We start from the raw sequence: 22,973 nt of genomic DNA, 5'->3' as shown, positions 1-22,973 counted from the left end.
CACCCTTCCTCGTTCTTAAAACTGATTATAAAATATTTTGGCCAACGGCTTTTTCCACATACTCTTGAATTTTCTTTTGACCGTAGCCATTGCTACCTTCATGAGTGGGGATACTAATAATCGCTGGTCTCACAAAACTCTTATAATGTTCAACTACATCTGACATATTAATTAATAAGCGATCACTGACATAAATAATGCCATAGTCTGCTTGAGCCATGCGATCAATGGCTTGACGAGCGTCACTTTCGATTTCCGCGTAAGCCACATCAAAGCCGATGAGTTTAAAAGGCATGACTGATTCTTTATTACCAACAACACCAATCTTATAAGCCATAATTTTTTCTCATCCTTTCGGCAATCGCTTCTGCTGGAAAATTATTTTTTAGCCCGACTAAAATTAATTGAATGTTTTTGACTTCAATGTCTTTAGCATTTAATAAAGCTAATAAGGGTAATGGACCAAAGGCTTGAACTTTCGCTGGGATAAATAACTTAGTTAAGAAGTTATCTCTTTCCCGCTCAATAAAGATCGAACTAATTTCACCAGTCTGGCTATCCATTAAATCAGTCGCCACTTCTTTATAGGGGCTACTTAACAAGTAATCGGTAAACTCAGCTAAACTCCGATCGGCAAAACTAGCTAGTTCTTGACTGTTCAATGAGCCAAAATCAGAGATAACCGTATTTAAAAAGTTCTCCCCTTGTTTTTGATTAATCCCTCGAATCACTGTTGAGATATTTGTCAAATCAATAAAGGCGATCACTTCTTGTAATAGTTCTGGGTATTTCAATGACTCCGCTGCTTGTCGTTGATTTTCCATGTAGAAACGATCATAAATAATATCAATCGCTCGTGGCTTATCGTACTCCGCTAAATAGCTCGTAACTTCTAAAATACTAGCCATTAGTAGCCCTTTAACTGAAGTTGAGCTTTGGTTAGCGATGGCACTTTTTAAACTCTCAAGAGAATACTGACCATCTTCAATCACATATTCATCTAAGTTTTGTTTCGTATAGTGGGCCTTCGTTAATAATTTTAAATTGTGATACGTGTAGCGCATTGTATAAATATCAATGACGGCCTTTTCAGGTGCTAGTTGATATAGTTTGCGATACAACCGGACCTGTTCTTGCCGTAAATAGTATTCAAACTTTTCACTAAAATCGGATTCCTCAATAAACTGGCCATAAACCGTATTTCTAAGAGCTTCTGTGCCCTCAGCAAAGGTTGAGGCGTTCAGTAGTTTTTGGAAATCTTCTTGTTTTAATAAACTGCCTTCCTCAATTCGCACTAAGGGGTTAATTTGATTATATAAAGTGTCCTTCATTTAATCACTCCCATCTGTAAATAACGCTTCGGCTAACTCAAATTCCTTTTCATCTCGCACTTGGGCTAAAATACTTGAGAATAAGAAGTTATACTCAATTCCTCCTTGGGCTAAAATAAAACCACCTTCATTTGGAATTGTGTCAGTGCTTAAACGGTATGTTACTTTTTCCTGACTCTGACTTAATTTGCTTAACTCTTCAGCCGTTAAAAAGCCTTGAGAGTATTCTGCCACGATGACTTCCACTTCGCCAACTAGTTCATTATTAATGAAAATAGCGGTCATATGTTCCTCGTAGTCAGCTTTTGTCCAAGCTTTCAGCTCAGTCAGACTCTTTTGAAAGACTTGCTCAAGGTAATTTTGTTTCTCTTGAACAATCTTTTGATTTGTTAATAAGACTTCTCGTTGGGCTTTTTGATCATACTCATGTTTTAAATTTTTGCTAATCCGTTGACACTGTTCCACTTTAACAGTCTCTAACTTAGCCATTTCAGCAGCAAACTCTGATTCTAATTTAGCTTTTTCTTTTGAGAAATAGTCGTGATTTGCTGAATGACCTTTAGCGAGAATCGCGTCAACCATGTCTTGCGTTGCCTGGATCTGTTGTTCACTCATGATTCATGCCTACTCTCTCTTAGTTTTGGATAACTAACATAATTGAAATAACGAAACCTAAAATCGCATAAGTTTCAACCATGGCTGCGTAAATAATCCCTTTCGTTGCATGTTCCGGTTTTTTAGCTAAGATTTGAATCCCAGCTGAGGCCACACGACCTTGGGCAATTCCTGAGAAAAGACCTGTGAAAGCGATTGGTAATGATGCTCCTAATAAAGCTAATCCTTGAACCATTGACATATCTGGGTTGATTTTACCTAAGATTAAGAAGGCAATTACGAAACCGTAAAGTCCTTGTGTTCCTGGTAATAATTGTAAAATCAACGCGCGACCAAATTTTTCAGGCTGCTCAGTCGTTAAAATTGCTGCCGCTTCACCGGTCATACCAACACCTTTGGCTGAACCAATTCCTGAAAAGATTGTTGCAATTGCCATTCCTAAAATCGCGAACACGATTCCACCATTATTCTCTACTAAGTAACTAAACATCTAATTTCCTCCTAATTTTCAATTCATTATTTGTCATCATTAATTTTAAAATCCATGTATTTTTCTTGGGGTTTCAAGGGGCTAAATTTACGTCCGCCACCTTCAAAGAACTTCCCGAAAAATTCAACATATTGTAATCTAGCGCCATGGACATAGGCACTTAGTAAACTTAAAAAGATATTTAAAGCGTGTAAAATCACAATTAAAATGATTCCTACTGAAAATTTAGCTAGGGGTGGCATAAAGCTAACTAACATGTTAAAAGCCGCCGCAATACTGCCGCCAGAAATTCCTAAAGCCATTAAACGAGTGTAACTAACTAAGTCACCGATATAACCAGTGATGCCATAGAAGTCGTACATCCCTGATGCTAAACCAGCACCTTTGGATTTACTCGTAAAGGCTGGAATAATCATAATTGATAACCCACTAGCAATAAATAAGACAATCCCAACTGTAAAGAGGGTCTCGTTGTTTAAAACCAACTTAGCTAAGACCATTGCCCCCACCGCTAAAAGAATCCCTTGCCAAGCAAAGCCAGAACTAATACTTTCTAAGTATTTCTTTTGTTTGACTAACTGGACGCCATTAATTAACAAACCAGTTAACAACTGGATAAACCCAAAGATAACTGATAAAAGTAAGATCGCGTTCATGTCTTCAGTCGTTGATAATAGATGGAAAGGTAAACTCATTCCAAAAAAGGAACCGTAAATCAAGCCCCAGATCATCACTGGTACTGATAGAATTTGGAAAAAATCAACGAACTTACGAGTTGATTTTCGCAATGTCACAAACCGTTTAGCTAAGATCGTCCCAACTAACATCAAGATGCCATAGCCTAAATCAGCAACCATCATCCCGAAAAAGACCATGTAAAAGGGCATCAAAAAGGGAGTTGGGTCTAATTCACCGTATTTAGGTAAGCTGTACATCTCAGTTAAAGATTCAAAAGGGGCTACTAGCTTATTATTTTTTAATAAGGTCGGCACATCTTCGGTCCCTTGAGCTTCCTCATAAGTTAGGACAATTGGGTTTGCTTTCGTCGATAATTGGCTAATCATTTGGCTAAACTGCTCTTTACGGTCGGTTTCAATCCACCCTCGTAACACAAGTAATTCTTGATAGAGAGCAATCTTCGTTGTCGCTTGAAAGCGCGTAAGTTTAGCTAATAAAACTTCTTCGGCTTTTTGTAAAGCTAACAACTGACCTTTTAAACCACGGGTATATTCGCTTAAATTAGCTAGTTTATCGACATTAGTAGCTAATTCTGCTTTAACTTGCTGATACTGTTCTTGAGGCGCTAAGTCATAGTTATAAGGGACTGTTTGAAAACTATACTTAGTTAACAGTTGTTCAACTTCCTCAGCTGACTCTGCTAAATAAACTAAATAGGCATAGCTATGAGACTGATTTTCATAAGGTAACTCCAGGACGGTTTGCTTCGTTGCTCCTAAATCAGCTAACAACTTATCTCTAACACTGGCTGAGAAATAACCCATACGTGTTAAAACAAAGTCCGATGTCTTTAAAGCATTTGGATGAACGTCTAAGTATTGCCATTTACTTAAATCCGTTTCTGCTAATTGCAAGGCTTGTTGTGCTTTTAATAGGGCAGTTTTTTGCTGTCCCAGTTCTGCCACTTCCGCCAATAGGACTGAAATTTCAGTAAAATCGACAGCATTTTCGAACTCACTTAACGTTTGCTCCTCTTTAAATATAACTGAAGGTTTCCCCGCAGAACTGTCGACTAAAAATTCAATGCTTTTGCGAACCGCTGACAGTTGTAATTCTAAGTCTTCCATTTCTGAGCTTTGACTGTTTGTTATCGTGCCTTCTAGAGACTGGGCTAACTCAACTTCTTCGGGAGTTAAGTCTTTTAAACTATCAAGCATTTCAATATTTTGTAACTCTTGGAGTAACTGCAATAAGTGACCTTCATTTTCACGATAGGAAATCAGGGTCACCTTCTCCATTTTAGAAACGGCCATAAATCTCTTTCACCTCTTTCAACACAGCTCCAACAACTTTAGTCTGCTTCTCAACAAAGCTTTGATCTAAACTTGAAGAAGTTGTCTTAAACCTCAAACTGTTTTCTTCCTTCACTTGGTTAAAATAAGCTTGAGCTTCTTTTTCTTGAGCTTGACGATAATTTTGGATATCATCTTCAATCTGACTTTTTTGAGTAGTCAATTCCTTTTGTAAGTTGCTACTTAAGTTTGCTAAATCCGTTTTAAACTGCTCTTTTTCAGCACTGATCACTGCTTCTGCTTCTTTAATTTTTGACAACGTTTCAATCATGTTGTCACCTCCTTTTCTTCTAGCAACTGCCGTTAACTTTCAACTACGATTACTTTTAAGTAACAAAAAAACACATAATCATATTCAACAGAATACGCTTATGTGTATAGAAAATAAGCGTAGTACCGTCCCGTGCTTTTTCTCACCCCAGAAAAAACCTCGTTCCTTGAAAGCTTACGCCCAACCGTTTTTATTAAAATAATCTTCATTTTACCTTTCAGTAAAACTTGATTTCTCACAGGAATATCATATCATAGTTTTCCTAATTATGTAAGAAATAAGTCACATTTTTTTGTAACTTATGTCAAAACTTTATCATAAGTTAATCGCTTCCAATGTGATTATTCTGTGAGTTACTCATTTTTGGCTGTGAGTTGACTAACTGTTTCCTTCATTAAATAAAGTGCCCTCCAGTAATAAAAAAAAAGCACAGCCAAAATATTTTTTTTCTGGCTGTACCTTGGCTCTTTTTTTATATTAAATAGTCACTTATTAAAAATTTTAACTACCTCAGGTTTAAAATCATTAATAACTGCCATGACCTCTGTTCCTTTTTTACTTAATTCACGACAATCTAAAATAAGTGGCGGACCGACAATTAACTTGATTGCTAATTGCTTTTTTTCAAAGGTAACTGTCTCGATTCGTGACCACGTCACTGTTACTTTTTTAGTTTTCACGTAGTAAGTGATTCCTTGAGTACCGACTTCAAATAAAGGCTGGCGGCTTAATTTAACGGTATACACAATCCCATATAAACCAAGGAAAGCCATGCCACTAGTCATTATTAAATAATAAAGCATGTCACTAGCAAAGCCATATAACTTAATGAAATAAAATGAGAAAAAAACTGCTAAAAAGGTAAACATTGTAAATATACAAAAATTTAAAAGATGCTTACTTTTTCGATAATAAAATTTTTCTACCATGAAATCCCTCCTAATTATCGATTGTAACACATTTATGGTACAATATATGTACATATATACATTTTATAGTTTAGCTAAAATTCTGCTAAGAAAAAAAATCATAGGAGTGTTAACATGTTAAACAGATTACTAAGTATTGGGAAAAGTATTTTTACAGGTGTTGATTCAGTTGGTGAGCAAAAGAAAATCTATAATGACTTGTATATCTTAGATCGTCATCAACGAGTTTTAGACAATCCACCGCCAACAGATAAACGTCACCTCTTGCCTTGTGGTGGGATTTACATTCTCCATAATGAAGGGAGCAGCGTTCTCAATTTCACAATGGCTTATGATGATGTCGAAACAACTGAAAAGCTCAAAATGCTAGCTGATAGTTGGGGCTTTGATGGCCGCCCGGAGCATGTCTTAGAACTTTTAAACGGTTTAGCTCGAACCGATGGCTATCACGTCACCTCAAGCTTTGAAAATGAGTTCTGGGCTGCTATTACTTATAAAAGTCCAACTTACGATAAGAAGGTCGCTGATCCATTCAATCAAACTTATCAAGCCCTCCCTTATCTTAGCCCTACAATGAAAAACTATACTGATCTAACTCTTTATCAACGTCCTAAAGGGTTATGGGCTTGGGATTTAGAACGTGGCGCCTTTTTAGCCCGAACGTTCCACGGTTTAGGTTACTTATCTGACACAGAGCTGATGACCTACTTAGAAAAGATTTATAGTCACATTCAAAGTGAATTTCAAACTTGGGAAGAGTATGCTAGTAGTTTTATGTACGGTCGAACTGCCTGGGGCAATTTTTACGGTATTAATTTGGCTAGTAGTATCATGCATCTTTTTACTAATCCAGAAGTTAATTTATATCAGAAATATCCTTTAAACCAAAAATAAAAACTAGTAAAAAGGAGGTGTGACAAAAGTCGTTTAAATACAAGTACTTCGTTGTCCCTTATTTCTAAAGGCTAAAGCCTTAAGAATAACGGCAATTGGAAATAAATCCGAACAATCAGTTCTTTTGATTGTGCGGATTTATTGAAATTATCGTAGTATTTGACTTTTGGAACCCGTTAATCAAATAACGTTCGTTTTGAAAAGGGGCCGTCGACTATTGTCACGGCCCCTTTCCTTTTATAGTAACGCTTTTAATTCCACATCTGGGTACTTGTCAGAGAACCAACGCATAGCGAATTGATTTTCGAATAAGAATAGTGGATTGTCGAAACGGTCTTTGACTAAGATATTCCGACTTGAACTCATGCTCTCGTCTAAATCTGCTTGATCAATCCAACGAGCGGTTTTAGTTCCCATTGGGGTCATGATCAATTCCGTGTTGTACTCATTCAACATCCGGTGTTGGAAGACTTCAAACTGCAGTTGACCAACAGCTCCAATAATATAATCTTCTGTAAGAATCGTTTTATACAACTGAATAGCCCCTTCTTGGACTAATTGCGCCATCCCTTTATGGAATGATTTTTGTTTCATAACGTTTTTAGCTGAGACTTTCATAAAGAGCTCTGGGGTAAACTGTGGTAATTCTTCATATGCCACATTGAGCTTCCCTGAAAATAAAGTGTCACCAATTTGATAGTTTCCGGTATCGTATAAACCAATAATATCACCAGCTACGGCTTCTTCCACCGTTTCACGACTGTCTGCCATAAACTGGGTAGAATTACTTAATTTAAATTTCTTGCCGGTTCGTTGTAAGAAAACGTCCATTCCTCTTTCGAAAGTTCCAGAACAAATTCTCACAAAAGCAATCCGGTCACGATGGGCCGGGTTCATATTCGCTTGGATTTTGAAGATGAAACCTGAAAACTCTTCTTCGTAAGGACTGATTTCTTCTTCAGCTTTCGTAATATGTGCCGATGGTTGGGGCGCAAATTGTAAGAACGTTTCTAAAAATGTTTGAACCCCAAAGTTTGTTAAGGCTGAACCGAAGAAAACTGGCGTCAATTGGCCACTAGCAATTTTTTCTTTCGAAAATTCATTACCAGCTTCAACTAGTAACTCAACATCTTCCATCGCTTGACTGTAGACTGAGTCTTGATGTAATGGATGATCAGCTGGAATATCCCCAGCTTCATTTAAGGGGATGAATTTTTCCGTGCCATATTTTTCAGGACGGTGTAACTCTACCCGCTGATGATACACATCATATAAGCCTTCTAAACCTTTTCCCATGCCGATTGGCCAATTCATTGGGTACGATTCAATTTCTAAGACTTCTTCTAACTCTGCTAGTAAATCTAAAGGTTCACGACCATCACGGTCTAACTTATTCATAAATGTAAAGATTGGTATGCCACGCATCCGACAGACTTGGAAAAGTTTCTTCGTTTGCGCTTCAATCCCCTTACCACTATCGACTACCATGACCGCAGCATCGACAGCCATTAGTGTCCGGTAAGTATCTTCTGAGAAGTCTTCATGGCCTGGTGTATCTAAGATATTAATCCGTTTGTCATCATAGTCAAACTGCATCACTGAACTAGTTACAGAGATTCCTCTTTGTTTTTCAATTTCCATCCAGTCAGATTTTGCAAAGTTACCGGTCTTCTTACCTTTAACTGTTCCTGCTTGGCGAATTGCGCCACCAAATAATAAAAGTTGTTCTGTAATCGTTGTTTTCCCCGCATCTGGATGGGAAATAATCGCAAAGGTGCGACGACTATCGACAGCTTCTTGTTGTTTTTTATCCATTATAAATCTCCTTAAGTATCAAAATTTCTTATTTATAGTTGTTCTTAATCAAAAGCCCGCATTTAGTGTTTACATTGGCGAGTCTCCTTTACTTTCATTATCAAAGGTTATTATTTCCTTGATTTTTTTAATCACTATTAAGTATAGCACGAAGAAAGCCTAGAATAAATACCTTTCCTAAATGGTTCGACTTATTTAAGCCGCAAATTGCCACTCCACTCCTCGCTGTGATAATATATACTTGCTCTAACTTTCGCATCTCAGAAGGGACTAACTATGAACAAGAAAAGAAAGTATTATTTAATTAGCCTAATTACTGGTTTAGTTATTTTGACAAGTTGGTTTTTTTATCGTGAACCAATAGCCGAACCACTACCAACTAAATCTAGTATTGGTAAAGTCATCACAGCTTTCCCCGACCAGCTTAATCAGAAGCAACTACTACCAGAGATCACGATTGCTTTAAAAAAGGAGACCCAACTAATGACTATCATTGAGAAGATGACTTTAGCCGAAAAAATCGGTCAATTATTTTTAGCCCGGGTGCCTGAAAGTAACGCCTTAGCTGATTTAACAACTTATCACTTAGGTGGCTACCTACTTTTTAGTCGTGATATTGCCGAAGAAACACCTGAAAGCTTAACTAAAAAAATTGCTACCTTTCAAAAAAAGGCCAAGTTTCCTTTATTTATTGCTGCCGATGAAGAAGGTGGTACGGTCTCGCGCTTAAGCTATGAACCTGGTTTTTTAAAACAACCTTTTCCCTCACCGCAAGCCTTATATAATAAAGATGGTTTGACTAGTATCAAAAAAGACTGGCGAGCTAAGGCAGAGACCTTACACTCATTGGGTATCTCCCTACCTTTAGCGCCTGTGGCAGATGTTTCTACTGACCCTAAAGCCTTTATTTATTCCCGAACTTTAGGAAAAGACGTGAGGACGACAACTAATTATATTCAAGAAGTTGTGACTTTGATGTCTGAACTTCAACTAGGCAGTACCTTAAAGCATTTTCCCGGCTACGGTGACAACCGGGATTCCCATCTAGAAATCGTTCGCGATCGGCGTACTAAAGCCGAACTAGAAGCAGACTCATTACCACCTTTTAAAGCAGGGATTAAAGCTGGGACAGACTCGATTTTGATTAGTCATAACATCGTTGAAGCTTATGATAAAAAACAGCCGGCTTCGATTTCACCAAACGTTTACCAATTACTTCGTGATGACTTAGGTTTTGAAGGCGTCATTATGACTGATGATTTTGACATGCTTGGCTTAAAAGAATTTACGAGCCAAGAAGCTGCCGCAGTGACAGCAATTAAAAGTGGGGCTGATTTAATTTTAAGCTCTTCTTATAGTCAACAGATCCCAGCTGTCATTAAAAGTGTTGAAAAAAAAGAAATCACAGAAGGTCAAATTGACCAACACGTTTTAAGGGTCCTGAAACTGAAAGAGAAACTAGGCTTACTGAGTTTAGATTAGCTTACAATATTGACACCTAAATCAACTTAATTTATAAAATACGCTATAATATAAACAAAAGGGGGAGTTCCATGCGTTTACGTTTTGTTATCATCGCTTTAGTCAGTGTTGTTGCTTTGACTTTAGCTGTGACTGGGTTTATTACGGTATATAGGAAGAAAGAAATGAAGTATCAAAAGCTAGTCTATCTACTACTAGCTCTAATCACGGTAACTAGTGGCTTAAGTTTTACTTATGTCGCTAATATTTATTATCAAACGAAATACAATAAGTTAGTTTTACCAAACACAGTAGTGATTGACGGGAAAGAAATTTCAACACTAGCTAACGCTAAAGAACGACTAGTGTTACCAATGGCTTATGAGACAATCGAAGCAACTCATCCTTCAGTTGTTAATATGCCTGAAAAGTGGCAAGGCTTTAAGTATTGGATGGCGGTGACAGCTTATCCTAAAGGTGATGCTAATTTTGAAAATCCTCATATTTTAGTTAGTAATGATTTAATTACTTGGGAAGCCCCACTTGGCTTAACCAATCCTTTAGATGAACCGGTTTCTACTGAGAATGATAGTTTCGACCGACCGAAACAATATAACTCTGATACACATCTTATTTACAACGAGGAAAAACAACGCTTAGAAGTCTTTTGGCGCTATGTTGATGATGTCAACAATCAAGTGACTATCTTCCGTTCAACGAGTTCTGAAGGCAGTCACTGGTCCCTTAAAGAAGTCTTCTATCAAGCGGATCGCAAACAAGGTGACTGGGTTTCACCAGCCTTTATTAAAGATCAAAAGGGTTACAAAGTTTGGTACATCGCTAACGGTTATCGTCTGTGGTATCAAGAAAGTCAAACTGGTGAGACTTGGTCAAAACCTAAAGAATTACAAGTCCCATATCGCGATAACGCTAGCAGTATGAAACACTGGCATTTAGATGTCCAAAAATTTGGTGACACCTATGAAATGTTAATGGTTGGCTTCAAAATTCTTGGAGATAAAGCTGACATTACCGACCGCCATAAAATGAATTTGTATCATGCTACCTCAACTGATGGCCAAGAATGGAACAATTTAGAACCGATCTTATATCCCTCTCAAGTTGATGATCAGTGGGATGGTAAAGGGATTTATCGTAGTGCCTTTATTAAAGAAAAAGGGAAGTATTATGTCTTTTATAGCGGCATCGGCTTTGATGATACTCGTGGCATCGGTTTAGCTTATGGTGATGATATTAACCACCTCAAAGGCTTAGCATACAGCGATATGTCTGATCTCTTTAATGATTAGTTAGACTTAATCTTTCAATAACTTCATCCTTAGAAACTAGCGGGCTTCCCCCTAGTTTCTTTTTTCATTCTTTGAGAAGTTCATTTCTATGTTATAATGACAGCTGATAATTAGTGAAAGGAGCTCTTATCATTTATGCCTGAAAATAAATTTTCTGTCCTGCAAACTTATTTTGGTTATGCTGATTTTCGAGAAGGACAAGATGAAATAATTAGCGCACTACTCAACCAGCAAGATGTCTTAGGTATTATGCCGACTGGTGCCGGTAAATCCCTGTGTTACCAAATCCCTGCTTTACTACTTGAGGGCTTAACGGTGGTGATTTCACCACTTATTTCACTGATGAAAGACCAAGTGACAGCTTTGAATCAAGTCGGTATTCCAGCGGCTTTTTTAAATAGTTCCCTGACTAGTAGCCAACAGCAACGAGTGTTAGACAATGCTCGTAACAACCAATACAAACTAATTTACGTGGCCCCTGAGCAACTGAGTACACCTCGATTTTTAAACTTTGCTCGGGCTGTGACAATTCCTTTTGTCAGTGTCGATGAAGCTCACTGTGTCTCTCAATGGGGACAAGATTTTCGACCAGGCTACCTTCAAATCAATGATTTTTTAAGTGCTTTACCTACGCGGCCAATCGTTGGTGCCTTTACTGCGACAGCTACTGAATTAGTCAAAGATGACATTAGTCAATTATTACAACTGAATCAGCCCTTTCGCATTACAACTGGCTTTGATCGGAAGAATTTAAGTTATACCGTCGATAAACCGAAAGATAAGTTTAATTATGTTAAAAATTACGTTGAAAAGCATGAGTCAGCTAGCGGCATTATTTATTGCCAATCTCGTAAAAATGTTGAAGATGTTTGTGAGAAGTTAGTTGCAGCCGGTTACCAAGCCACTCGTTACCACGCTGGTTTAAGTACGGTTGAACGTCAAGAAAACCAAGAAAACTTTGTCACTGATCAAACTAAAATCATGGTCGCTACGAATGCTTTTGGCATGGGGATCGACAAGTCCAATGTGGCTTACGTGATTCACTACAACATGCCTAAAAACATGGAAAGTTATTATCAAGAAGCTGGTCGTGCCGGTCGTGATGGCACTGCCGCAGAATGTGTTTTATTATACGGTGGCCGTGATGTTGTGACTAATCAGTTTTTTATTGATAACAATGCTGAAAACGATCAATTGACACCTGAAGAACGAGACGTCTTTAAAAAGCATGAACAAGAACGCTTAAAACGGATGTCCTTCTATTGTTTTACCCAAGACTGTCTTCGTCAATACGTCTTAAAATATTTTGGGGAAACCTCACCTAGTTACTGCGGCAATTGTAGTAATTGTTTAACTAACTTTGAAAAAGTTGATGTGACGACTGAAAGCCAAAAGATTATTTCTTGTGTTAAGCGGCTTCGAGAAAACTTTGGCAGTAAGATGGTTATTGACGTTTTACGAGGGAGTGCTCAACAACGAATCAAAAGTTTAGGGTTAGATAAAATTTCAACTTACGGAATTATGAAAGAAACAAGTGAAAGGCAGATCCGCCAAATGATTGAGTTTATGTTGGCTGAAGGCTACTTACAAACAAGTGACGGTCAATACCCAGTTTTAGAGCTAGGTTTTCGCGCTCGTGAGTTACTAACAGCTGATGCTAACTTAATGATGAGCTTGGCTAAAGATGAAGCCCCTAAAAAACGCGTCACTCAAACGGATGATGTTGTTAACCCGGCCCTCTTTGCTAAACTTCAGATTCTTAGACGAGAATTTGCTGATCAACAAAAAGTGCCAGCATATATTGTCTTCAATGATGCTACTTTACGGGAGATGTCTGCCTCTGTTCCTAATACTCTAAGCCAATTAGGTGAAATCAGTGGTGTTGGTGCCGTTAAATTAGAAAAGTATGGCCCGGCCTTTTTAGAAATCACAACTAACTTTACTAATGAATAAGAAAAGAACGTCCCTTAGCTCGTTGGCTAAAGGACGTTCTTTTTTGCTTATTCTTCTTCGGTGTTTTTATTTTTGTTATTAAAGAATTTTTTTTCTTCTTCAACAACTTCAACTTCTGGTTCTGCAAAAATTACTTTTAATAGTAATACCCGAGACCCTTCCATTTCTTCTGAAATCAAAGTAACATTGTCAACTTCATAAGATAATTTTTGGTCTTTATCTGGGATTGTCCCTAAGGCTGTAATTAAATATCCCGCCATAGTATCAACGTCTTTCATGTCTAAGTTTGTATTAAACTCTTCATTAAATTCGCCAATTGGCATTCTACCTTGGACGTAATAAACATTTTCTTCGATTTGAGTATACAGTTTCTCAACTTCATCGGATTCATCATCAATTTCGCCAACGATTTCTTCTAATAAGTCTTCTAAAGTAACGACACCAACCATTCCGCCGTATTCATCTAATAAGATTGCCATGGCGTTTTGGGTCCGTTTTAACTCGTATAATAAATCATCAGTAAAGATTGTTTCTGGGACGAATAACGGTTCTTGTAAAATTGATAATAAATCAATCTTATCAAAGCCTTTTTCATAAGCTTCTTTTAAGAGGCGTTTCAAGTGTAAGACGCCGATTACTTTATCTTTATCATCATCATAAACTGGTACTCGTGAGAAGCTGTTACTTAAAATTAAATCTAAATTTTCAGCTATTGGATCATTTAAGTCAATCATAAATGAATCGGTTCTCGGAACCATTACTTCACGGGCAACTGTTGTGTCGAGAGAGAAAACTCCTTGAACCATCTCTAGTTCATCTAATTCCAGAATTCCTTCTTTTTCCAACATATAACGCATCTCATCACGAGTCATTTTGTTATCTTCGTCGTCAAACTTCATCGGTGTTAACTTACTTAATAAATCTGTTGAAGCTGAGAGCAACCAAACAAATGGTTTTGCAATGACCCCAATGACTTGAATTGGTCCGACTGCAAAGCTTGCTACTTCCTCAGATTTGTTTAAAGCAATTCTCTTCGGATACAGTTCACCAAAAACGATTGATACATAGGTTAGTAAAATCAACACTAAAACTTTTGCTAGTTGCATTGCCCAAGTTGCCTCACCAAAGAGCGGTGCTAATTTTCGAGCTAATGAATCAGCTAAGGAAGCTCCTGCTAAAATGTTTACCAGGGTTATCCCTACTTGTATGGTTGATAAAAAGTTACTTGAATTACCTAATAGATCAAATAATCTTTTGGCTTTCTTATCTCCTTGTTCTGCTTTTTGTTCCACCCTATTTTTATTAAGTGAAACGACAGCAATCTCTGCGGCTGCAAAGAATGCATTAAGTAATGTTAATACGACTAATACTAATAACTGAAGTATTAACGACTGACTCTCCGGGTCAGCATTCATACGCTGTTCTCTCCTTTTTGTTGCTTAAATTTTTATACTATTTTTTACTAATTACCTTAAAATCGTATCATAAAAGTGGGGTTTATTCAATATTTTGCTTTTATTTAAGGGGTTTAGATATGTCCAATAGTTCTTTTTTTCGATTTAATTGAATAATATCGAAAACATAGACAAAAATTGTCTTACAGACTGCGTAAAATGGTACCCCTAAAATCATGCCTAAAAGTCCTGCCATATTGCCAGCAACTAATAAGATTAAAATAATTGTTAAGGGGTGGATATCAAGGCTTTTGCCAATTACTAATGGGTAAATAACATTGCCATCAATTTGTTGAACGATTAATACGACACCACAAGCTAGGAGTGCTTTAAATGGTGAATCGAAAACGGTGACTAAGACAGCTGGTGCTAACCCAATGTAAGGTCCTAAATAAGGGATCATGTTTGTGGCTCCCGCAATACAACCGAATAAAAAGGCGTATTGAACACCAATTAGTTGATAGCCGATAAAGGTTGCCACTGCAACGAATAAACACTCTAAGGCTTGACCGCTAATATAAGCCGAAATCGTCTCACTCATTTTATGTAGCAATTCCACAATTTCATTTTTATGGGCTTTCGGAAAATATTTTTCAATTCCAGGTACAAATTTTTTACCATCTTTTAGCATATAAAACAAAATAAAGGGCACCGTGACAATTATGATTGTTGTATTAGCAATTGATGAGACTATCGTACCAACACTTGTCGATAAACCATTAATAAGGTTTTTACCGATTTCACCAAAAGAGAGATCTAATTTGCCTAAATACTCTTCATAATCAACGTTTTGTAACCACGGGTGTCTTAACATCTCATTGGCCCAAGTTTCCATGCCTTTTACCAGCTCTGGTAAACCGTTAACTAGTTGTCCTACTTGCTTCACTAAGTTAGGAATAACTCCGACAATAATGACTGCAAGAATTCCGATTAATAGTAAAAAAACTAAAACAATGGCTAAATTTCTTTTTACTTTCATTTTTCCTGTTAATAATTTAACTAATGGGTTTAACATATAGTAGAAAAAGCCAGCAATTAAGATTGGTGCAAATAACGTCGTAAATAAGGTACCAATTGGTTTAAACATAAAATTAATCTTTGTTCCGACAAAAATTAAGGTGGCAATTATTAATAATTCTAGCGACCAAAACATTAATTTTGACTCTTTGATTCTTTCAAACATTAGTCTAACCTCCTTGTTTTTTTATTTTTTAATTAATAAACACTTTAACTATGTTATATTATAACCTATTTCACTTGGAATGCTCTCACACTTAAGACTGATAAGTGAAATTTTTTTTCAGTTTCTTGCTTTTTCCTTCCTTCTTATTATATGATAGCCATAGATAATTTTAAAAGGAGGATTTATATGATTGTTAACTATACTGATAACCTTAATAATTTAATATACGATGACGCCCTAACAATTCGAAAAAAAGTTTTCATTGATGAACAAGGGGTCCCAGCTGAATTAGAATATGAAAATGAAGCTGAGTGCCTCCACTTTGTCCTTTATGATACTCACCGGCCTGTGGCAACTTGTCGTCTATTACTAAAATCAGCAACAACAGCTAAACTGCAACGAATGGCTGTTAGTAAAGAGTCCCGTAAACAAAATCTCGGAAAAATCTTAATCACTGAAACTGAAGAGATTGCTAAAAATCGTGGCATTCAAACCATTGTTCTTGGTGCTCAAAATACGGCCATTGGATTTTACGAAAAGCTAGGCTATCACATTACTGGCCCTGAATTTATGGATGCTAATATTCCTCATCATAATATGGAAAAAGCACTTTAAGTCTTAACAAAAAACACTTCCTTCTAAGAGGAAGTGTTTTTTATTTTCAGAACTCATATTACTACTACTTACGCGACAATTGTTGGTAACGTTCATACCATAGTTCAACATACTCTGGTGAGAATGGCCCTTTTTGATTATTTATCCAATCAACTAAAATTTTGACATTTTCTTTTAAGATAAAATCAATTTCAGGGGGATAATTCATCTCTTTTCGGTGCTCTTCATACTCATCCACATCAAGTAAACGCTTTTCACCATCAGGAAAAACTTTGATATCTAAATCATAGTCGATATACTTTAGTGCCTCTTCATCCAGCAAATAAGGGGAAGCTAAGTTACAGTAATAAGAAACCCCTTTTTCTCTAATCATTGCAATAATATTGAACCAATATTTATTATGAAAATAAACAATAGCTGGCTCTCTAGTTACCCATCTCCGACCATCTGACTCAGTGACTAATGTATGATCATTTACTCCAATAAGCGAATGTTCACTTGTTTTTAATACCATGGTATCTCGCCAAGTTCTGTGCAAATTGCCGTCGTGTTTATAGCTTTGAATGGTTATGAATTCCCCTTCTCTAGGAACACGCATAAGTACCCTACTTTCTTAGAAATGATTCAGCCATTTCGTTAGGGTGTGATTCACACCGGCATCAGAATTATTATATCATAAATTTTATTAATAGACAGTAATAAATACTCTGAGTTAAAAACTAGCCTTTATTCCTTTAGATATTGATAATTTTCTAATAACTGGACTAGTTTTTGTTGGGGTTTCGGAAAGGGGTATTTTTCAAAGTCTGAAACGTTTACCCATTTTTGCCTCGGACTTATGTTAATTTCCTGAGACTCTGCTACTTTGCCATAGACTGGCATCACATGCCATTTTAAATGACTAAAGATATGGGTAATCTCACCGACTGGTTGTTTTTGCCAAATCACTTCTTGACTCATAACATGGTTTTTAGCCCATGTTATTAACTGGGCATCTTCTTCTGCTACTAAATCTAAACTCAGTTGATTAGCCTGACTTTCTTGATAACTTAACCAATTTTCTTTGATCCCTTGATACTCTTCTACTGGCACTTCGCTTAAGGGAAACGTCCAGAGATTAGCAAGTAGTCCTTGGCTTGGCCGTTGTTCTAATAAAAAGGCACCTTCTTGGTTTTGAATCACATTAGCTAAATAATACAGTGGCTTACTTTTAGCTTTTTTAGATTTTACTGGAAAATCCGTCATCCGCTGATTTTCAAAACTTAAACAATAGCTTTTTAAAGGACATTCCTCACATTTCGGACTCGTTGGCGTACAAGTACCTGAGCCTAAATCCATAATTGCCTGGTTAAAACTACTAGGGTCCTCATGAGAGATTAACTTACGGACAACAAAATCAAAAGTTTTCCGGGAAGACGCTTTCGCTATATCATCAGAAATTTCAAACAAACGGCTAAAAACTCGCATGACATTGCCATCAATAGCAGGCTCCGGTAAACCAAAAGCAATACTACCAATAGCACCAGCTGTATAAGGGCCAATGCCTTTAAGAGTACTAATTTCGGAAATTGTCTGAGGCATCTCCCCATTAAATTCCGTCATAATCTGTTGGGCGGCAATTTGCATATTACGAACCCGTGAGTAATAACCTAAGCCTTCCCAAGCTTTTAAAATTTTTTCTTCTGGGGCGTCAGCTAAATCAGCAATTGTCGGAAACCATTCCATAAAACGATGAAAATACGGTATCACTGTCACTACTTGGGTTTGTTGTAACATGATTTCTGACACCCAAATATAATAAGGGTTGTTGCTCTCTCGCCATGGCAGTAACCGTCTTTCTCGGTCATACCAGGCTAAAAACTCGGTTTGAAACTCACTAATTTTTTGTTCATCCCAATTTGCTACTAAAGCTTCAAGATATTCGTTACTCATCTTCTAACTCTTTCTGACTAATGTATTCATTGATTAAATCAAAACTAAAGCCTTTTTGATACAAAGACGTCGTGACTTTTTGCTTCTTTTTCTTTAAATCAAAGCGTTGATTTTTACGCCATAATTTATCTCCTTGGATAGCGACTAAATCTTCTTCGACTTCATCATCTTTTTCTAATGCCAACGCTTCAAGAGTCATTGTGATGACTTCGCCACTAAAGCCTTTCGTCATTAAATATTGCCGAATCTTCTGACCCTTCTCGTAGTGACTATGTTTGCTGTATTTACGTTCAGCTTTGGTGCCGGCTTCTAAAGCCACTCTTAATTGTTCTTCGTCTAAATACTGATCCATTGCGATATCAATCACCTCCTCCTTTAAACCTCTTTTTTTCAATTGTTGTCTAATTACTCGTGGCCCTTTATCTGACAAGCGCATCTGAGTTCGGACATAGCTTTCACCATAAACCACATCATCAATTAACATAAGACCTTTTAACCGGATGACAATGTCATTAATACTCCCTCGTTCAATCTCTTTGCCATCTAAATAATCTTCAATTTCTTTTTGAGATCGTAATTGATAACTTAAATAGTTCAATGCCATTTGGTAACCGTGATCTAATTGACTGGCCTTTTTGGCGCCAGCAATCACTTCCGAACTAATTTCCATCCCTTTTGACAATCGGTAACTCACTAAGGCATCTTCCGAGGCAAGAAAACTTTTGCCAGAAGCTAGCCAAATTTTATAGCGATTATTTTTCTCTAAGGATATTTTCTGAATTGTTTCCAATAAAATTACACCAACCTTTTAATTAATCTCTCTTCTTAATATAGCACAGATTGCCGCTGGATGATAAGCATTGGATTTTTTAAAAGCCAAAGGACACTTAAGACTTACTTTTCCTTTTATCCAGTAAAATAAGTCTTTCTAACTAAAAAATATGGTAAGATACTACTATTGATTAAAGAAGAAAAGGTGAGCTTATGACAACTCAACATCAAATCGAATTAGCACAACAACTAAAAGTAACTATTAAACGTTTAGGTATTAACGGGGAAGGCATTGGCTACTACAAAAAAACGATTGTTTTCGTTCCTGGTGCCTTACCAACTGAATCCGTCACTGTCGAAGTGACTAAAGTCATGCCTCGTTTCGTAGAAAGTCGCTTACTAACTATTCATAAGGCGGCAAGTGACCGTGTCACACCCCCTTGTCCAGTTTATGAAGAATGTGGTGGCTGTCAGCTCCAACATTTAGCTTATAAATCACAACTAGACTTTAAAAAAGACGTTGTTAAACAAGCCATGACTAAATACAAACCTGCTGGCTTTGAAAAATATAAGTTTTTACCGACAATCGGTATGGATAAGCCTTGGCATTACCGGAATAAACTCCAATTTCAAATTAGGCAAAATGGGGAAACAGCAAAAGTTGAAGCTGGTTTATATCAAGCTGATTCTCATGACTTAGTGGCGATTAAAGACTGTTTAGTTCAACAACCAGCCACAATGACTACCTTAAATAAAATTGTCAGTTTACTAGAAAAGCATAATGTGCCGATTTACAACGAAGAAAAGAACAGCGGCATCGTCAAAACTGTGATGATTCGGGTCGGCATTGCTACTGGTGAACTCCAAGTAGTCTTTATTACTAATAGCCCTAAACTACCGAAGAAAAACCCACTAATCGCTGATATTAAGACAGAGATACCTGATGTTGTTTCAATTATGCAAAATGTCCAATCGAAAAAAACCTCTCTCGTTATGGGCGATGAAACGATTCACTTATGGGGGAAAGAAAGTATTGAAGAACAGCTGGAAGACTTAGTTTTTGATCTTTCACCACGAGCCTTCTTCCAATTAAACCCAGAACAAACGGCGATTCTTTATGCTGAAGCCCGTAAAGCTTTAAATCCACAACCTCAAGACCGAATTGTTGACGCTTATTGTGGCGTTGGGACGATTGGTTTAAGTGTGGCTAAACAAGTCAAAGAAGTCCGTGGCATGGACACGATCCCCGCCGCCATTGATGATGCCATTAGTAACGCCCGCCGACTAAAAATCTTAAATAGTAATTACGAAGTTGGAACCGCTGAAGAATTATTACCTCGTTGGTTAGAATCAGGTTTTAAACCAGATGGGATTGTTGTTGATCCCCCACGGACTGGCTTAGATGGCACTTTAATTGACGCCCTCTTAAAATACCCAAGTAAGAAACTCGTCTATGTTTCTTGTAATCCTTCAACTTTAGCTCGTGATTTAGTCGAACTATCGAAACGTTACAAAGTTGACTACTTACAATCCGTTGATATGTTTCCCCAAACAGCCCGGGCAGAAGTTGTTGCTAAGTTAACTTTAATTCGTTAAGACATTGCCAAAAAATTGATTGGAGCAGAGAAATCTGCTCTTTTTTATTAAGCTTTTATCTTCCTTTTTAACTTAAACCTACCTTTTAAAACAGCTTTTAGTTACGGTTTTGTAAGGTTGTATGATAACTATTTATTATTCCTCGTATTAATGATATAACTATCCTAGTTGTTTATTTGTCCATAGGAGGTTAAGTTGAAATGAACCCTACTCGTCGAAAACGTTTAAATAAAAAAAGACAAGCCCGTAAACGGCGCAGACGCTTACTGACTTTAATGATGGCTTTGATTGTCATTTCTGGCAGTCTTCTTAGCTACTTTTATTTTCAGCAGCATAGTTCTCAATTACCAGTAGTCAAACCAGAGGGAAGGATTTTAAAGGCTGGTGCTTCGGAAATTATTAACTCTAGTTCTCAAGCCAATCAAGGGCTGCAAAAACAGACAACAAATCAAATCGAAGAGGCCCAACGCTTTAAACCTAGAATGAACTTAGACCCAAAATCAATTGATCCCAAATTTCAAAACTTAAGTCGTCAGATAGATCAACAAATCAATGACTCTGGTTTTATTGGAAGCATTATTGTCGTTAAAAATAACCAGTTAGTTTTAGAAAAAGGCTATGGTTATGCTAATAAAAAAGAGAATAAGTTAAATACCCATAGTTCTGAATTTATGATTGCTTCACTTCAAAAGCAGTTTACAGCTTTACTGATCATGAAACTAGTTGAACAAGACTTGTTGACATTAGGCACGCCAGTAGCAGAATTTTACCCTGATTTACCTAATGCTAAAACTTTAACTATTCGCGATTTACTCTCAATGACTTCAGGTTATTATAGTAAAGGTACTGACGAAAGTGTCCAAGATGAACAAGCTGCTCTAGATTATACCCTTGCGAATCTAACTTATGAAGCACCAACTAAATGGCGTTACTCTTCCACTAACTATGTCTTGTTAGCTGGGATCATCCGTCGCTTAAGTAAACAAAGCTATCAAGACTTTTTTCAACAAGAAATTATTGATAAGTTAGGATTAACTCATACTGGTTTTTATACTGACTACTCTCAGCGGCCAGACCAAGCTGTATCATACCGAGCAGTAGATTACAGTTCTCCCTACAAAAAAGCTATTACTATTTCCCATGAACGATATGCCATTGAGCTTGGGACAGGTAATGTCTATAGTTCCGTAGCTGATTTGTTAACTGTTTATCAAGGAATTATCGATAAAAAAATCGTCCCACCAGAACTTTTACAAGACATGTGGACTCAATCACCGACGATGTTTTATTATTCCTATACGGCAGGCCTTTACCACAAAGAAAGTTTCATTCGCTCTCATGGCTTATTTAACGGCTACGAACCAACCGTTGTTTTCTCTTACGATGGTTCCACCGCTGTGATTACTTTAGCTAATTATTACTTAGCCGATTCTAATAACATCGAATTGACAAATAGTATTTTCCAACAGCTTCAAGAATAGTTAATAAGACAATAAAAAGGAAGGCTCACTTTATGAACTGACCCCATAGGTTGAGACAAATATAAAAACACCCCCGTTGAATTCGTGTAAAATGAAGAAAACGGCGGTGTATTTTTATGGTCAAACGAATTTCATACCCATTAGAAGTTAAAGAAGCAGCTATACGAATGAAGTTGGAAGGAAAAACAACTAGAGAAATCATGACAGAATTAAATGTCAGAAATAAAACACAAGTAAGCACGTGGTGGCAATGGTACAGAAAAGGAGAATCTTATCGATTCTCACAAGGAGTAGGTAAACAATACAGTTATGGTAAAGGAAGAGAGGAACTAAGTTCTGAAGAGCGATTGAAACAGGAAAATAAGTATTTAAAGCAGGAAATTGATGTCTTAAAAAATACAAAGAGTTGGAAAGGAAGTGGAAGCAGAAACATTTATAGAATTAGTTGATTCGTTTAAAGGAAAGGTTTCAATCACTTGGTTATGCGATTATTTTAATATTCCTAGAAGCACATATTATCGTTGGACTAAGAGAAGTGACAAAACAGATAGCCGAGTTGCTCGTATTAAAGAACTCTGCAACGAACATAATTATACTTATGGTTATCGAAAAATTACTTTTCTTCTTAGAAAAGAAAGGCAAGTTAATCACAAGGTTGTTCAACGAATTATGCAAACCTACGGTTGGAATTGTCGAGTTAAAACAAAAAAAGCATATCGACCAGGATCGGCTTATTTCAAAACATCTAACTTGATTGACAGAAAATTTCATTCAAAGAAACCATTAGAAAAAATCACAACGGACATTACTTATCTTGATTATGGACCTAAGAGACTTTATCT

At 36.9% G+C, this 22,973-nt stretch carries 22 protein-coding genes and 1 other annotated feature; of the genes, 9 read left to right on the top strand and 13 right to left on the bottom strand.

Annotated features, from left to right (window positions below):
* Positions 1-25 precede the first annotated feature (25 nt).
* The 7 genes from CBF35_RS09620 to CBF35_RS09590 form a co-directional block, all read right to left on the bottom strand.
* The gene (locus CBF35_RS09620) at positions 26-337 is read right to left on the bottom strand and encodes a V-type ATP synthase subunit F (RefSeq protein WP_126780557.1); all 312 of its coding nucleotides are present in this window, start codon (positions 335-337) and stop codon (positions 26-28) included.
* Positions 327-1,331, bottom strand: a complete 1,005-nt coding sequence (locus CBF35_RS09615; protein WP_126780546.1) for a V-type ATPase subunit — start codon at positions 1,329-1,331, stop codon at positions 327-329. Before CBF35_RS09615 ends, CBF35_RS09620 begins: the two co-directional genes overlap by 11 nt.
* Positions 1,332-1,946 carry a hypothetical protein gene (locus tag CBF35_RS15025; protein WP_244922588.1) on the bottom strand — a complete coding sequence of 205 codons (615 nt, stop codon included), beginning with the start codon at positions 1,944-1,946 and terminating at the stop codon, positions 1,332-1,334. It abuts the gene before it with no gap.
* A 19-nt stretch (positions 1,947-1,965) separates the two neighbouring features.
* Complete coding sequence (locus tag CBF35_RS09605) at positions 1,966-2,436, bottom strand: V-type ATP synthase subunit K (RefSeq protein WP_126780544.1); 471 nt, start codon at positions 2,434-2,436, stop codon at positions 1,966-1,968.
* Between the two features lie 26 nt (positions 2,437-2,462).
* Positions 2,463-4,427, bottom strand: a complete 1,965-nt coding sequence (locus tag CBF35_RS09600) for a V-type ATP synthase subunit I (RefSeq protein ID WP_126780542.1) — start codon at positions 4,425-4,427, stop codon at positions 2,463-2,465.
* Positions 4,414-4,737, bottom strand: coding sequence for a hypothetical protein (locus CBF35_RS09595; protein ID WP_126780540.1), 324 nt, complete (start codon positions 4,735-4,737; stop codon positions 4,414-4,416). The genes CBF35_RS09600 and CBF35_RS09595 overlap by 14 nt, the downstream gene beginning before the upstream one ends.
* Before the next feature lie 136 nt (positions 4,738-4,873).
* Positions 4,874-4,923 (bottom strand) — a sequence feature (sodium ion sensor (DUF1646 type); this cis-regulatory element may regulate processes involved in with the transportation of sodium ions).
* 299 nt (positions 4,924-5,222) lie between these two features.
* Complete coding sequence (locus tag CBF35_RS09590; protein WP_126780538.1) at positions 5,223-5,666, bottom strand: hypothetical protein; 444 nt, start codon at positions 5,664-5,666, stop codon at positions 5,223-5,225.
* A gap of 114 nt (positions 5,667-5,780) precedes the next feature.
* Here CBF35_RS09590 and CBF35_RS09585 point away from each other — a divergent pair, with 114 nt between their 5' ends.
* Positions 5,781-6,560 carry a DUF1266 domain-containing protein gene (locus tag CBF35_RS09585; protein WP_126780536.1) on the top strand — a complete coding sequence of 260 codons (780 nt, stop codon included), beginning with the start codon at positions 5,781-5,783 and terminating at the stop codon, positions 6,558-6,560.
* Positions 6,561-6,797: 237 nt separating this feature from the next.
* On the opposite strand, the gene CBF35_RS09580 is transcribed toward CBF35_RS09585, so the two are convergent.
* Positions 6,798-8,375, bottom strand: coding sequence for a peptide chain release factor 3 (locus CBF35_RS09580; RefSeq protein ID WP_126780534.1), 1,578 nt, complete (start codon positions 8,373-8,375; stop codon positions 6,798-6,800).
* A 276-nt stretch (positions 8,376-8,651) separates the two neighbouring features.
* Between CBF35_RS09580 and CBF35_RS09575 the strand changes: the two genes are divergently transcribed.
* The 3 genes from CBF35_RS09575 (at position 8,652) to recQ (ending at position 13,099) form a co-directional block, all read left to right on the top strand.
* On the top strand, positions 8,652-9,857 hold the full coding sequence (locus CBF35_RS09575) for a glycoside hydrolase family 3 N-terminal domain-containing protein (protein WP_126780532.1): 1,206 nt from the start codon (positions 8,652-8,654) through the stop codon (positions 9,855-9,857).
* A gap of 71 nt (positions 9,858-9,928) precedes the next feature.
* Positions 9,929-11,146: a glycoside hydrolase family protein gene (locus tag CBF35_RS09570; RefSeq protein ID WP_126780530.1), complete on the top strand. Its 1,218-nt coding sequence runs from the start codon at positions 9,929-9,931 to the stop codon at positions 11,144-11,146.
* 135 nt (positions 11,147-11,281) lie between these two features.
* Positions 11,282-13,099 (top strand): DNA helicase RecQ, encoded by a 1,818-nt coding sequence (recQ, locus tag CBF35_RS09565; RefSeq protein WP_126780528.1) that lies wholly within the window; start codon positions 11,282-11,284, stop codon positions 13,097-13,099.
* 47 nt (positions 13,100-13,146) lie between these two features.
* Here recQ and CBF35_RS09560 read toward each other — a convergent pair whose 3' ends face one another.
* Both CBF35_RS09560 and CBF35_RS09555 read right to left on the bottom strand, forming a co-directional pair.
* Positions 13,147-14,514 carry a hemolysin family protein gene (locus CBF35_RS09560; RefSeq protein WP_126780526.1) on the bottom strand — a complete coding sequence of 456 codons (1,368 nt, stop codon included), beginning with the start codon at positions 14,512-14,514 and terminating at the stop codon, positions 13,147-13,149.
* Positions 14,515-14,614: 100 nt separating this feature from the next.
* Entirely contained in the window at positions 14,615-15,736 is a 1,122-nt protein-coding gene (locus CBF35_RS09555; RefSeq protein WP_126780524.1) for an AI-2E family transporter, read from the bottom strand.
* Positions 15,737-15,922: 186 nt separating this feature from the next.
* Here CBF35_RS09555 and CBF35_RS09550 point away from each other — a divergent pair, with 186 nt between their 5' ends.
* On the top strand, positions 15,923-16,351 hold the full coding sequence (locus CBF35_RS09550; RefSeq protein ID WP_126780522.1) for a GNAT family N-acetyltransferase: 429 nt from the start codon (positions 15,923-15,925) through the stop codon (positions 16,349-16,351).
* A 64-nt stretch (positions 16,352-16,415) separates the two neighbouring features.
* Here the strand turns inward: CBF35_RS09550 and ntdP are convergent, their stop codons facing one another.
* The 3 genes from ntdP to recX form a co-directional block, all read right to left on the bottom strand.
* Positions 16,416-16,949 (bottom strand): nucleoside tri-diphosphate phosphatase, encoded by a 534-nt coding sequence (gene ntdP / locus CBF35_RS09545; RefSeq protein WP_126780520.1) that lies wholly within the window; start codon positions 16,947-16,949, stop codon positions 16,416-16,418.
* Between the two features lie 128 nt (positions 16,950-17,077).
* Complete coding sequence (mutY, locus tag CBF35_RS09540; protein WP_126780518.1) at positions 17,078-18,283, bottom strand: A/G-specific adenine glycosylase; 1,206 nt, start codon at positions 18,281-18,283, stop codon at positions 17,078-17,080.
* Complete coding sequence (gene recX / locus CBF35_RS09535) at positions 18,276-19,073, bottom strand: recombination regulator RecX (protein WP_126780516.1); 798 nt, start codon at positions 19,071-19,073, stop codon at positions 18,276-18,278. Before recX ends, mutY begins: the two co-directional genes overlap by 8 nt.
* A gap of 194 nt (positions 19,074-19,267) precedes the next feature.
* Here recX and rlmD point away from each other — a divergent pair, with 194 nt between their 5' ends.
* The 4 genes from rlmD to CBF35_RS09515 all read left to right on the top strand — a co-directional run.
* Positions 19,268-20,650 carry a 23S rRNA (uracil(1939)-C(5))-methyltransferase RlmD gene (gene rlmD, locus CBF35_RS09530; RefSeq protein ID WP_126780514.1) on the top strand — a complete coding sequence of 461 codons (1,383 nt, stop codon included), beginning with the start codon at positions 19,268-19,270 and terminating at the stop codon, positions 20,648-20,650.
* Positions 20,651-20,850: 200 nt separating this feature from the next.
* A complete protein-coding gene (locus CBF35_RS09525) occupies positions 20,851-22,131 on the top strand; it encodes a serine hydrolase domain-containing protein (RefSeq protein ID WP_126780512.1) in 1,281 nt (426 codons plus the stop codon).
* A gap of 116 nt (positions 22,132-22,247) precedes the next feature.
* Positions 22,248-22,580, top strand: coding sequence for a helix-turn-helix domain-containing protein (locus tag CBF35_RS09520; RefSeq protein ID WP_126780510.1), 333 nt, complete (start codon positions 22,248-22,250; stop codon positions 22,578-22,580).
* Positions 22,549-22,973, top strand: a 425-nt coding sequence (locus tag CBF35_RS09515; protein WP_148112181.1) for an IS3 family transposase, incomplete at its 3' end; no start/stop codon positions are given. The genes CBF35_RS09520 and CBF35_RS09515, both read left to right, overlap by 32 nt.

Origin of the sequence: Vagococcus salmoninarum (assembly GCF_003987495.1) — a bacterium.
Lineage (GTDB): Bacteria > Bacillota > Bacilli > Lactobacillales > Vagococcaceae > Vagococcus_D > Vagococcus_D salmoninarum.
This window is presented reverse-complemented; position numbering and strand designations above follow the sequence as displayed.